The sequence below is a fragment of the Maritalea myrionectae genome (assembly GCF_003433515.1).
GTDB classification, from domain to species: domain Bacteria; phylum Pseudomonadota; class Alphaproteobacteria; order Rhizobiales; family Devosiaceae; genus Maritalea; species Maritalea myrionectae.
In genome coordinates this window covers 36180-49173 of the sequence record NZ_CP021330.1, presented here as the reverse complement: position 1 = coordinate 49173, position 12994 = coordinate 36180, and the positions used below count along the sequence as shown (strand labels likewise).

The window sequence follows — 12994 nt, the reverse complement described above, 5'->3', positions numbered from 1 at the left end:
GCGGCGCTAGGCAGTCCCGTGGGCATGAGAGGGCGACAGCACCAGAGAGTCTGAGCGTTCAGCTGAGGGCGATCGGCCAAAAAGCTCTTTATACGATTTGGCAAAATGTGAGGCGGACGTAAAGCCTGTTGCCACCGCAACTTGAATGATGGGCATTGTGGTTTGCGCCAGAAGGAGCTTGGCCCGATTGAGCCGAACTTCGAGATAATAGCGTGTCGGCGTTTTGCCGAGTTTGACCCGAAACAGCCGCTCAAGTTGTCGCACAGACACTTGCGTTGCCTCAGCAATGTCATTGATGGAGACAGGGGTCTCGATATAGGCCTCCATATGGGCAATCGCCGCAAGCAATTTGGGTTGGTTTAGTCCGGTGCGGTGTTTGATGGGCATGCGTTGCGTGTCGTGTGGCACGCGCACAAAATTATGCAACAATTGCTCCGCAACGCTGATGGCAAGTTCCCGGCCATGATCCTGTGCGATGCCGAAAATCATCATATCAAGCGGCGCTGTGCCGCCCGAACAAGTATATCGATTTCGATCGATTTCGAACAGCGTCGCGGTGATGTCGAGATCGGGGAAGTTTTCGGCAAAGCCCTCCACATCTTCCCAATGGATGGTGCAGCGGTGCCCGTCGAGTAAACCGGCACGCGCCAAAAGGTGACTGCCCGTACACACACTGCCAATGGTCACGCCTGTACGGGCATAATCGCGCATAAGGCCAAGAAGGGCCGGGGTGCTATGGGCACCGGCCTGCAAACCCGCGCAAACGATCAATGTGTCGACAGGTGGCTTTTCGGTCAGCGCCGCATCCGCCGCGACCCCAACACCGCTACTGGCATAAACAATGTCACCGTCAAGACTGATGATCTTCCATGAATAAAGCGTCCGTCCGCTCAACCTGTTGGCCGTACGCAAGGGTTCAATGGAGGACGTAAACGCCAACATTGAAAATTCGGGAACGAGCAAGAAACCGATTGTTTTAGGTTCCTTCTGGGCGTCCGTGCTGAACATCTTTCCTCCCCCAATCGCAAATCGAGCGCGATAATTTCGAACCCTGGAGCGATCGCAAAAACAATCGCTTAGCGTCGGTTACGCGCATCAATCGTTCTGCATTTCCCAACGCATTATTCACCGCCAATTCGACAACGCCAAGCATTTTTGTGCCTCTATTTGTCGTTTTTTGAAGATTTGAAGTCGAATTTGGAACAGCCGCCAATTTGAAAAGAGATCATGATTTGTAGTCAGCGCGGGGTTTTTATCCAGCGACGGAGGCGCCGTAGACCACGGCGAAATTGACGAATAGGGAGGACGCGCTCATGGCATTGGACATCATGATCGAAGAGGAGTTGCCGCCCCCGGGATCCCCGGACATTGATATCGCGCGCGCGGCCAGCATGCGCCCTATCGTGGCGTTGGCTGATGACCGCTTGGGCGTGCCCGCAGAAGCGCTCATCCCCTTCGGGCATTATAAGGCAAAGCTATCGCTGGACTATATTGCGTCCAAAGCGGAGGCGCCAAAAGGCAAGCTAGTTTTGGTAACCGCTGTGACCCCCACACCCGCGGGCGAAGGCAAAACAACCACAAGTGTTGGCCTGAATGACGGGCTGAACCGCATTGGCTTGAACTCAATGGTGTGTCTGCGTGAACCCTCCCTGGGCCCATGCTTCGGCATGAAAGGCGGCGCAGCTGGTGGTGGTCGTGCGCAAGTCATCCCGATGGAAGATATCAATCTCCATTTTAATGGTGACTTCCACGCCATCACTTCAGCGCACAGCCTTCTGGCAGCAATCATCGACAACCATTTGCAGTGGGGCAATGAACAAGATATCGACCCGCGCCGCATAGTGTGGCGCCGTGTTGTCGACATGAATGACCGCGCGCTTCGCAATATCAATGTCGGCCTTGGTGGTGTGGCTCATGGCATACCGCGCGAAACGGGCTTTGACATCACGGTCGCTTCCGAGATCATGGCCATCCTTTGCCTTGCGACCGATCTTGCTGATCTGCAGCGTCGCTTAGGCGATATTATCGTTGCGCGGCGGCATGATAAATCGCCGGTGACCGCACGGGACATTGAGGCCGATGGCGCGATGGCCGTGTTGCTGAAAGATGCGCTTCAGCCCAATCTGGTGCAAAGCATCGAGCATAACCCGGCCTTTATCCATGGCGGACCGTTCGCCAATATCGCCCATGGGTGCAATTCAGTTATGGCCACCAAGGCGGCGCTTTCGCTGTGCGATGTGGTGGTAACGGAAGCCGGGTTTGGCGCAGACCTAGGCGCAGAAAAATTCTTGGACATCAAGTGCAGACAGTCCGGCCTGCGTCCGGATGCTGTTGTGCTCGTGGCGACGGTCCGCGCCTTGAAAATGCAAGGCGGCGTCGCGAAAAAAGACCTCGGCGACTCCAGCCCTGAAGCTGTTGAACGTGGCGTGGCGAACTTGCGGCGTCACATCGAAAATCTGCAAAAATTTGGCGTGACACCCATTGTAGCGCTCAATCATTTTGTTCTGGATAGCGATGAGGAAATCGCCGTTGTTCAGCAGGTTTGTGATGAGCTGGGCGCGCGTTGCACCGTGGCGAAGCACTGGGCCGAAGGCGGCGTTGGGGCGGAAGAGCTTGCCCAAGCAGTCAAGGATCAATTGGATCAAGGCACGCCAGAAATCAACTTGCTTTATCCTGATGATGCACCGCTGAAAACGAAGGTTGAAACGGTGGCGCGTGAAATATACCGGGCGGCGCACGTTGACTTTAGCAGCGCGGCATCCCGTAGCCTCGATGAGTTTTCAAAGCTTGGATACGGCCATTTGCCGGTTTGCATCGCGAAAACCCAATATAGCTTTTCCACCAACCCCAAATCTACTGGTGCGCCGGAAGGCCACACGCTGGAAGTGCGCGAAGCGCGCCTCTCTGCGGGGGCTGGATTTGTCGTCATTGTATGCGGCGATATCATGACGATGCCCGGGCTGCCGAAGCGTCCCGCGGCGTTGGATATTGGCCTGGATGGAAACGGCGACATCGTCGGACTTGCATAGGAAGAGAGATAATAAAGATGAGTGACGACGAAATTATCCTCCGCGAATTGAGCGACGATGACCTTGTCGAGCAGATGAAAGACGATCTGTATGACGGCATGGCCGACGAAGTGCTTGAAGGCACAAAAATCCTGCTTGAACGCGGGTGGGACGCCAATCAAGTTCTCAGCGATGCGCTGGTAGAAGGAATGCGGATTGTTGGAGTCGATTTTCGCGACGGCATTCTGTTTGTGCCAGAAGTGTTGCAATGCGCCCACGCCATGAAAGGCGGCATGGGGATATTGCGCCCTATCCTGTCCGCAACGGAGAATTCCGCAAAGATCGGGAAATATGTCATCGGCACGGTGAAGGGCGATATCCACGACATTGGCAAAAATCTCGTGGGCATGATGCTCGAAGGTGCGGGTTTCGAAGTGATCGATATTGGCATCAATAACCCTGTCGAGAATTATCTTGCGGCCATTGACGAACACGAGCCGACCGTACTTGGCATGTCAGCGCTGCTGACCACAACCATGCCCTATATGGGGGTGGTGATTGAAGAGTTCGACAAGCGGGGCATTTTGAAAGAATTGCCCATCATGGTGGGCGGCGCACCGCTGAACCAGGAATTTGCCGATGCCATAAACGCAACCGCTTATGGCCGGGATGCCGCCAGAAGCGCGGAATTGGCGAAAGCCCTTGTCGGGAGGAATCACTAATATGGGTGCGATGCGTGGACATAAGCCCGATAGTCCGCGTCTTTTGGTGATCGCCTGCGGTGCGCTGGCGAAAGAAATCGTCGCCCTGCGCGCGCAAATGGGCGATGGCGCAAGTGCGATGACGCTGCAATGTCTGCCCGCTGAATATCACAACGCCCCGCAAAAAATTGCACCCGCTATTGATATGATCCTCACCGAGCGCCGCGGCGAATTTGATCAGGTCTTGGTCAGTTATGGCGAGTGCGGCACCGGCGGGGCTTTGGATCAGGTGCTGGAAAAGCATGACGCTCAGCGGCTGCCTTTCGCACATTGCTATGAGTTTTTCGCCGGCTCCCCACTCTTTGCCCAGATCACTGATGAAGAGATTGGCAGCTTCTTTCTCACTGATTATCTGGTGCGAAATTTCGACCGTTTGGTGATCCGTGGCTTGGGTCTAGATCGGTACCCCCACTTGCGGGATCTTTATTTTGGCAATTATCGGCGTGTCGTCTATCTAGCGCAGACGCACGATATCAGCTTGGAGTCTGCGGCCGCTGACGCGGCGGACAAGCTTGGGCTGGAGTTTGACTATCGTTACGTCGGCTATGGCGAACTCAAATCCGCAATAAAAGCCGCTGCCGACGCAATTGCTGAATATGGAGGGCATGACCATGTACGCGATTAGACGCTGGTCAAGTGCCCATGCCCGGTTTTTGGAACGTATCTACACGGCAACACGGCCGGGCATTCTTGCCGGATTGCGCGGGGTGACACGGCTTTTTGGGCGCAGGCTCGACACGCCGATCACAGCCGCTGAACGGCTGGTTAAGGGAGTGGTCTTTGATTGTCAGATGTGTGGCGATTGCGTTCTCTCCAAAACTGGTATGACCTGTCCCATGAATTGCCCGAAATCCATTCGCAACGGCCCGTGCGGGGGCGTTCGGGAAAATGGCATGTGCGAGGTGAAGCCCGAAATGCGCTGCGTTTGGGTGGATGCCTGGAATGGCGCGGCAAAGATGAAAGACGGCGACGCGATCAAAGATTTGGAATTTGCCGTTGATCATTCCCGCATTGGACAATCCTCTTGGCTAAGGCTGGCGCGCGATGAATGATGATCTCGATTTTGTTGAAGAATTCGGTGTTAACCCGGGCGACCCACTCACCCAGCGGCCCGGTCATGTATCGCACGGTCGGTTTGAGCGCGTCGTGCGGTCGGGCCACTTTGTGGTGACCACAGAAATTGCCCCGCCTGATTCAGTTGACCCTGACGAAGTTTTGGCCCGCGCCAATTTATTTGACGGCTATGTCGATGCCATCAATGCCACCGACGGGTCTGGCGCAAATTGTCATATGTCGAGCCTTGGCGTTTGCGCTATTCTTACCCGTGCGGGCTATTCGCCGATCATTCAGTTTTCCTGTCGTGACCGCAATCGTATTGCCATGCAAGGCGATCTGTTGAGCGCGGCCGCCCTTGGTGTTTGTTCGGTGCTGTGCCTGACGGGCGATGATGTGGGCGCTGGGGACCATCCTGAAGCCAAGCCCGTGTTTGATCTGGACAGTATTTCGTTGCTGCAAACCACAAAGATTTTGCGCGATGAATCGCGGTTTTTGAGCGGGCGTCAACTCGACACGGCACCGCGCTTGTTCGTGGGCGCGTCCATCAATCCGTTTGTGCCGCCGTTGGAAAACCGCGTTGATCAATTGGCAAAGAAAATTCGCGCTGGTGCGGAATTTATTCAGTCTCAATATTGTTTCGACATAGAGCGTTTACGCACCTTTATGGCCCGCGCCTGCGACCTCGGGCTGCATGAGCAAAGCTATATTATCATCGGCGTGGGCGTTTTGGGCTCGGCACAAACCGCGCGCTGGCTCCGCGCCAATGTGCCAGGTGTTCATATCCCCGATGCCATAATCAAGCGCTTGGAAGATGCACCGAACCCGAAGGCAGAAGGTCGTCGCATTGCCGTTGAATTGATGCAGCAAATCAAAGAAACGCCCGGCGTTTCTGGCGTGCACCTAATGGCGTACCGCCACGAAAAATGGGTGGGCGAAATCGTCAAAGCATCCGGTGTGCTGGGGGATCGAAAACCCTGGGCACCTGAACCGCTGGACTCCACCATTGGTGTTGTGACGCCCAACGATGAAATGCTGGATAATTTGACAAGCACAGTAAGCTAAGGAAATAGCCCATGACGCAAACGATAGTCAGTTCAGCAACCAAGGAAGTGCGTATCGGGTTCGATCAGCCTTTCGTTATGATTGGCGAGCGCATCAACCCCACAGGCCGCAAACTTCTGGCCGCTGAAATGAAGGCAGGCGACTATTCCCGCGTTGAACGAGACACGCTGGCCCAAGTGGCCGCTGGGGCGCAAATGCTCGACGTTAATGCGGGCATTCCCTTGGCTGACGAGCCCAAAATCCTCGCCGAGACCATCCAGCTTGTTCAATCAATAACGGACGTGCCACTTTCCATCGATTCCTCCGTGATTGAAGCCCTTGAAGCCGGGCTTTCAGTTTATCAGGGACGGGCGCTGGTTAACTCCACCACCGCTGAAGAAGAGGTGATGGAGCGCGTTTTGCCGCTGGTCAAAAAATATGATGCAGCGGTGGTGGCCATCTCAAATGACGAAACCGGCATTTCCGAAGACCCCGATGTGCGTTTTGAAATTGCCAAACGCATTGTTGAGCGCGCGGCGGACTATGGGATCAAAGCCGAAGATGTTGTCGTGGACCCGCTTGTTATGCCCATTGGGGCGATCAATCGGGCCGGGAAAGATGTTTTTCACCTCGTACGACGGCTTCGCGAGGAACTCAAAGTCAACACAACCTGCGGCGCCTCCAATATCGGTTTTGGGTTACCCAACCGACACGCGATCAACAACGCATTTCTACCAATGATCGCCGCCGCAGGCATGACTTCGGCCATCCTGAACCCGCTACATGACGGGCTTGTGCCGGCCATTAAAGCAGCGGATGTATTGAACGGGGTCGACCCGCATTGCACCAATTGGATTCACACATTTCGTGCACCACCGGCCGAAAATGATGGTGAAGGTCGAGGAGGACGTCGTCGTGGCCGCCGGCGCGCCTGAACGCCATAAGGGCGGGTGCCTTTGCGGGGCTGTGCAATTTGAAGCACTGGGCCTGGCGGACATCTGGTTCTGCCATTGCCGCCAATGTCGGTATTTGAGCGGACATTTTGTGGCCGCTGCCGCGGTGATGCGCGAAAATGTGAAAATGGAAGGCCCGCTAAAATGGACGCCTTTCACCGCCACTGCCGAATATGCGTTTTGTCTTGCTTGTGGCACGCCACTTTTCTGGCGGCAAACAAATGGACGCACGCTCTCGATTTTTGCGGGCAGCTTGACGCACACAGATGGGCTGGCGGTCAAGGGCCACATGTTTGTTGGCGAAAAAGGCGACTATTACCAGATCACTGACGGTTTGCCGCAATTTGAGCGCCACCCGCCAGGCGATGGCGTCAGAGATCATTTTAACGCCCATGAGGCGCACAATTTAAAGCGAGCGAATAAGGAGTAGTCACATGCCCAGACCAGGACGCGAAGGCGGACGCCGCGGACGCACGGCAGGGAGCACAACTGAAGCCCCGGCACAGGCCTTTATCACCCGCAAGATTCCCCCTTATGAAATCCTCAGCGATGCGGATCTGCAAATCATCGAATATAATGCGGATACCATTCTTGAAGAGATCGGTATCGACATTAAGGACGATCCGGACGCTATCGCGACCTTTGTTGCGGCAGGGGCGAGCGCGGATGGTGAACGCGTGCGGTTCCCGCGCGGCATGTGCCGGGAGATCATCCAGAAAAGCGCGCCGAGCATGTTCACCCAGCATGCGCGCAACCCAGCGCGGAATGTTGTCATTGGTGGCAACAACACGGTGCTGGTGCCCGCCTATGGCTCGCCGTTCGTCTATAGCCGCGAAGGCGGCCGACGTTATGCCTCGATTGAGGATTTCCGCAATTTCGTAAAGCTCGCCTATATGTGCGAGGGATTGCACCATTCCGGCGGCACCTTGTGCGAGCCCATGGATTTGCCGGTGAACAAACGCCACTATGATATGCTCTACAGCCATATCAAATATTCTGACAAGCCGTTCATGGGGTCCGTCACGGCGCCAGAGCGGGCGCAAGATTCCGTCGATATGGCCAAAATCGTCTTTGGTCATGACTTTGTTGAAGAAAATTGCGTACTGGTCAATTTGATCAACGCCAATTCGCCTATGACATTCGATTCCACAATGCTTGGCGCACTAAAAGTCTATGCGCGGCACAATCAGGCCGCCATGGTCAGCCCATTTGTCGTAGCTGGTGCGATGTCGCCTGTGACCTCAGCTGCAGTTGCAGCGCAAAGCCTGGCAGAAGGCCTTTGTGGCATGACGCTGGCCCAACTAACCCGACCGGGCGCGCCGGTGATTTACGGCAACTTTGTGAGCTCCATGTCGATGCAGTCAGGGGCGCCAACCTTTGGCTCGCCTGAAGCCTCCATGGTGATCAATGTTGGTGCCGCGTTGGCGCGTCGTTTGGGTGTGCCATTCCGCAGCGCGGGTGGGTTCACGGCCTCAAAAGTGCCTGACGCACAAGCCGCTTATGAAGCCGCCAACACGCTGCAGCAGGGGCTAATTGCGGGCGTGAATTTCATGCTGCACACCGCAGGCTGGCTCGAGGGTGGTTTGGCCATGGGCTACGAAAAATTCGTGATGGATGCCGATCAGGCCAATATGTTGGCCGTCTATGCCAATGGGGTCGACATGTCGGAGAACGGGCAAGCGCTCGACGCGTTGCGTGAAGTGGGGCCGGGGCAGCATTTCCTTGGCTGTGCGCACACGCAGGCAAACTTTAAATCCGCCTTTTATCGCTCGAAAATTGCCGACAATAATAGCTATGAAGAATGGTTAGAAGATGGGGCCCTAACAGCAGAGGTGCGTGCTGAAAAGCTCTATAAATCGATGCTGGCGACGTACCAGCCACCGGAACTTGACCCGGAAATCGACGAGCGCCTGATCAGCTTCATGACCGCCAAAAAAACCAGCTTCCCCGATTCAAACGTCGCTTAAGGGATTTATTTGAAGGCAAAGACATGAGCGCTCTGACGGCACCAGCTTCAATCGGGTCAAGGTCTCCGGAATAATACCGGAGCTTTGAAATGCTTTGATCCCACAGCTCCAGAGTTCAAGCAGGCACGCGCGAATTACGCAGTCCGCGATCAGAAAATGGTCGTTTGCGGTTTTGTCGAGTTGCGCGCGCATAATGGTAACATCATTTGCGGCATCGGTTCTGTATAATAAGAGCAATTCCCTTTCCAATTAGGCGGGCATTACAGGGCGCAATTCTCCACTTAAACCGAATAACGCGGTAGCTCTTGGAAGGCGTCTTTCAGGGCTTTGCTCCAGCCCGTGGAGATTTTTTGAAAAACCTCATCTGTCGCCTCGACCCGCTTTTGACGCCCAACGTCGAAGGCGTCATTTTCGTAAACGAGCACATCGAAAGGCATGCCAACAGAAAGGTTGGATTTGATGGTTGAATCAAACGAAACGAGCAACAGCTTCACAGCATCATCAAAAGTCATGTCCGCATCATATGCCCGGACCAGAATTGGCTTGCCATATTTGGTTTCGCCAATCTGAAAAAACGGCGTGTCATCGGTAATTTCAATAAAATTACCTTCGGGATAGATCAGAAATACGGTCGGCTGCCCTCCTGCGATCTGGCCCGCCAAGATCACGGAGGCCCGGAATTGGTCATCCGAGGTTTGGCCATTTGGGCTGCTCCCTGCGATCACTTCTTTAAGGGTCTCGCCAACAAGGCGCGCAACCTGAAACATGGTCGGCTGTCGCAAAATGCTTGGATCACGCTTTTCTGCGGTTTTTGAGCGCTCCTCCAACAAGCTGATCATCGCCTGGGTGGTGGCCAAATTGCCGGCAGTCATGATGGTGATTGCATATTCGTCTGGGCTGGCCCAGGTGAACATTTTTTTGCTGACCGAGAAATTGTCAACGCCAGCGCTTGTGCGGGTGTCAGACATCAACACCAGTCCGCGATTCAATCGCATGCCAACACAATATGTCATTTCATAGATCCAATGAGGTTATTACACACCTATTTACTGCTGAACCTGCAAAGATACAATCATAGTTTCATCTGAATCGCCTAGGCGCATGCCTTTGATTGGGGCCGCGTCGCGCGTATCTCGGCCGACGGCGAGGCGCACATATTTGTCATCGGGTGCAACACCATTGGAAACATCGAATCCAACCCACCCGAGCTCATCAAGGTGAACCTCGGCCCAAGCATGACTGGCGTCCTGGTCAATCTGATCGTTGATCATCAAATAGCCGCTTACATATCGAGCAGGGATGCCCGCAGCTCGCGCCGCTGCTGTGAAAACATGCGCATGATCCTGACAAACACCGCTGCCGATGCCAATAACATCCTCAGCCGTTGAGTTCGTATCAGTCTCGCCCAGTTTATAAGGGGTAGCTTCCAATATGGCGGCTGAGAGGGCATGAAGCCCACTCAGTTGATCGTCGCTTTGCATGATGATTTTGGATAATGCGCGAATTTTTGGCCCGGCTACCGTCAATGGTGTGGATTGCAAAAAATGCCACAATGGTGCGCGCCCATAGACTTTGCCAACAACGCCACTCGTGTCACGGGTTGTAACCGATCCGGTCGCTGTAATGGCGAGCGTTTGCACGCCGGGATCGGTGCTGATCAAATCGCTATGATTGCCGTAGTGGTCACGGTAGCTGGCTTCAATCCGCCCGCCCTCAATCTCAAGGTCCCAAGAGCCAACCTCTTGAATATCCATAGTCATGGGGCGCAGATGGACCCGTTGCAAAGCATAATCAACCGGCTTGTCATAGCGATAATGTGTGGTGTGTGAAATCTGGAGCTGCATCTATATGTTGAACCTGTAATCTTTTTCGATCTGGTATCCAAGATTTGCTGTATCGCCCAGAACTGAGCCAATAAACTCGTGAAGACCTTCCTCAAAAATTGTAGAAATTTCGCGATTGCTAAACCGCTGCAAAAGCTTATCCGCTTGATCGTGGCATATGGCGCGTTCCCCATAGGCTTGCTCAATAAAAGCAAGGTTTGACACGATTTCTTTGCTGCAAAAGATAAGCGAACGCGGCAGGCGGGTGTCCAATATTAGAAAATTGGCAATCGCGGGGCCGGTAAAGCCCTCATCAACAGCCCAGCGGAATGAGCGGTGGGCGGAAACAGAACGGAGCAAGGTCTCCCATTGCACATTATCAAGCCTTCCCCCCACAATTGAGGTGGCAGGCAACAATGAGTAATATTTAACGTCAATGATCCGCGCTGTATTGTCGATGCGCTCAATGTGAATGCCAACCTGACAGAAGCGATAGACATCTGTTCTAAGCATGGTGCCATTAAGCGCCCCACGCACGAGTGCGGTTTGCTGCCGAATGGCGGCCAACACGTCCGGCAAATCCACCTCGCGCACCTGGTGCTTCAGGATGTCTGAAAGCTGCATCCATGTTTCGTTGACCGACATCCAAACTTCAGAAGTTAGCGCTGTGCGCACCAGCCGCGCATTATCGCGCGCCGCGTTGACGACGGAAAGAATTGAACTTGGATTGTCAGCGTCGCGCAGCAAATAATTGATGACATGTGTGCTGTCATATGTGTCGTATTTCGCTTCGAACCCTTGTTGGGCGGCCAACGTGATAATCACCGATTTCCATTCGGCTTCCGCATCCGTAGATCTGGTCAGCGCAATTCGAAACCCGGCTTCAAGCAAGCGGGCGGTGTTTTCTGCCCGCTCGAGAAACCTAAACATCCAATAGAGACCACCTGCAGTTTTTCCCAGCATATCAGTCTTCCAATACCCATGTGTCTTTTGTGCCGCCGCCCTGACTGGAATTCACAACCAGGCTTCCGGCTTTGAGCGCAACCCGCGTTAAGCCGCCTGGCGTAATGTCCACGCCATCAGGCGACACAAGCGCAAAGGGGCGCAAGTCAACATGGCGCGGCGCCAACCCTTTCTTTGTGAAGATGGGTACCGTTGAGAGCGACAGCGTTGGCTGCGCGATATAGTTTTCCGGTTGTGCTTTAAGCTTGTCGGCAAAATCGGCAAGCTCACGCTTGCTGGCAGCCGGGCCAACCAACATGCCATATCCGCCAGAGCCGTGCACCTCCTTCACAACCAATTCAGAAAGGTTGCTCAGCGTGTATTTCAGCGCGTCCGGTTCAGAACAGCGATAGGTCTCCACATTTTTAAGGATGGCTTTTTCGCCGGTATAAAACTCGATTATATCGGGAATATAGCTATAAACCGCCTTGTCATCGGCAACGCCGGTGCCAGGGGCATTTGCGATCGTAATATTGCCCGCGCGATAAACATCCATGATGCCGGGCACGCCCAGCGTCGAGTTGGGGTTGAATGTCAATGGATCAAGATAGTCGTCATCTACCCGGCGGTAGAGCACATCGATCGTCCGGTATCCTTGCGTGGTGCGCATGGCCACACGCCCATCAACAATCCGCAAATCATGGCCTTCAACCAATTCAACGCCCATCTGGTCAGCCAAGAAACTGTGCTCATAATAGGCCGAATTATAAATACCTGGCGTAAGGATCGCCACGGTTGGCCGGCCGTTGCATGAGGCGGGCGCGCTGGCTTCTAAGGAGCGTCGTAGATTTTTGGGATAATTGCCAACGTTTTGAACCCTGATTTTGCTGAATAGCTCGGGAAACATTTGCAACATGGTTTCACGATTTTCCAGCATATAGCTGACGCCAGAGGGGGTCCGGGCGTTGTCTTCTAGAACGTAGAACTCATCTTCGCCCGTTCGAACAATGTCTGTCCCCACAATATGCGTGTAAACACCCCCCGGCGGGCTGAAGTCCATCATTTGCGGCAGAAACGCGTCATTTTGCGCAATCAGCTTTACCGGCAAAACTCCGGCCCGCAATATTTCCTGCCGATTATAGATGTCGTGCAAAAACGCATTTATCGCGCGCACCCTCTGATCGATACCTCTTGCCAGCTTGCTCCATTCAGAATTGGAGACAATCCTGGGCACCAAATCAAACGGGATCAAACGCTCTTCGGCATCTGATTGACCGTATACATTGAACGTTATGCCGGTGCGCTTAAACAGCGCTTCCGCTTGTGCTGATTTTTTTGCGAGACGACGATTGTCCTGCTCAGAAAACCACTCATTATAAGAGCGGTAAGTTGATCTAATGCCATCATCTGACATCATTTCACTGAAGTGCTTTTTTTGTGAGC

Annotated in this window: 13 protein-coding genes; 8 read left to right on the top strand and 5 right to left on the bottom strand. The window is 54.1% G+C overall.

From position 1 onward, the window contains the following. Positions 1 to 6: 6 nt before the first annotated feature. Entirely contained in the window at positions 7 to 1008 is a 1002-nt protein-coding gene (locus tag MXMO3_RS00220; RefSeq protein ID WP_117394550.1) for a GlxA family transcriptional regulator, read from the bottom strand. 305 nt (positions 1009 to 1313) lie between these two features. On the opposite strand from MXMO3_RS00220, the gene MXMO3_RS00215 reads away from it, so the two are divergent. Genes MXMO3_RS00215 through MXMO3_RS00180 form a run of 8 tightly spaced genes read left to right on the top strand, consistent with a single transcriptional unit; the run spans position 1314 to position 8786 of the window. Further along, on the top strand, positions 1314 to 3029 hold the full coding sequence (locus MXMO3_RS00215) for a formate--tetrahydrofolate ligase (protein WP_117394549.1): 1716 nt from the start codon (positions 1314 to 1316) through the stop codon (positions 3027 to 3029). Positions 3030 to 3046: 17 nt separating this feature from the next. Beyond that, on the top strand, positions 3047 to 3730 hold the full coding sequence (locus MXMO3_RS00210) for a corrinoid protein (protein ID WP_117394548.1): 684 nt from the start codon (positions 3047 to 3049) through the stop codon (positions 3728 to 3730). Between the two features lies 1 nt (position 3731). Next, positions 3732 to 4394 carry a DUF1638 domain-containing protein gene (locus tag MXMO3_RS00205; protein ID WP_205468050.1) on the top strand — a complete coding sequence of 221 codons (663 nt, stop codon included), beginning with the start codon at positions 3732 to 3734 and terminating at the stop codon, positions 4392 to 4394. After that, positions 4381 to 4821 (top strand): methylenetetrahydrofolate reductase C-terminal domain-containing protein, encoded by a 441-nt coding sequence (locus tag MXMO3_RS00200; RefSeq protein WP_027835601.1) that lies wholly within the window; start codon positions 4381 to 4383, stop codon positions 4819 to 4821. The genes MXMO3_RS00205 and MXMO3_RS00200 overlap by 14 nt, the downstream gene beginning before the upstream one ends. Next, complete coding sequence (locus tag MXMO3_RS00195) at positions 4814 to 5887, top strand: methylenetetrahydrofolate reductase (protein WP_117394547.1); 1074 nt, start codon at positions 4814 to 4816, stop codon at positions 5885 to 5887. The genes MXMO3_RS00200 and MXMO3_RS00195 overlap by 8 nt, the downstream gene beginning before the upstream one ends. Positions 5888 to 5898: 11 nt before the next feature. Further along, a complete protein-coding gene (locus tag MXMO3_RS00190; RefSeq protein WP_117394546.1) occupies positions 5899 to 6801 on the top strand; it encodes a dihydropteroate synthase in 903 nt (300 codons plus the stop codon). After that, positions 6782 to 7249 (top strand): GFA family protein, encoded by a 468-nt coding sequence (locus MXMO3_RS00185; protein WP_051213894.1) that lies wholly within the window; start codon positions 6782 to 6784, stop codon positions 7247 to 7249. The genes MXMO3_RS00190 and MXMO3_RS00185 overlap by 20 nt, the downstream gene beginning before the upstream one ends. Before the next feature lie 4 nt (positions 7250 to 7253). Next, positions 7254 to 8786, top strand: a complete 1533-nt coding sequence (locus MXMO3_RS00180; RefSeq protein WP_117394545.1) for a trimethylamine methyltransferase family protein — start codon at positions 7254 to 7256, stop codon at positions 8784 to 8786. A gap of 281 nt (positions 8787 to 9067) precedes the next feature. Here the strand turns inward: MXMO3_RS00180 and MXMO3_RS00175 are convergent, their stop codons facing one another. The 4 genes from MXMO3_RS00175 to MXMO3_RS00160 are packed head-to-tail and all read right to left on the bottom strand — an operon-like array spanning position 9068 to position 12968. Beyond that, complete coding sequence (locus MXMO3_RS00175) at positions 9068 to 9799, bottom strand: proteasome-type protease (protein WP_117394544.1); 732 nt, start codon at positions 9797 to 9799, stop codon at positions 9068 to 9070. A 33-nt stretch (positions 9800 to 9832) separates the two neighbouring features. Beyond that, positions 9833 to 10630: a transglutaminase family protein gene (locus MXMO3_RS00170; protein ID WP_117394543.1), complete on the bottom strand. Its 798-nt coding sequence runs from the start codon at positions 10628 to 10630 to the stop codon at positions 9833 to 9835. Further along, complete coding sequence (locus MXMO3_RS00165) at positions 10631 to 11572, bottom strand: alpha-E domain-containing protein (protein ID WP_027835596.1); 942 nt, start codon at positions 11570 to 11572, stop codon at positions 10631 to 10633. It abuts the gene before it with no gap. Position 11573: 1 nt separating this feature from the next. Further along, a complete protein-coding gene (locus MXMO3_RS00160; RefSeq protein ID WP_245985773.1) occupies positions 11574 to 12968 on the bottom strand; it encodes a circularly permuted type 2 ATP-grasp protein in 1395 nt (464 codons plus the stop codon). Positions 12969 to 12994: the final 26 nt, after the last annotated feature.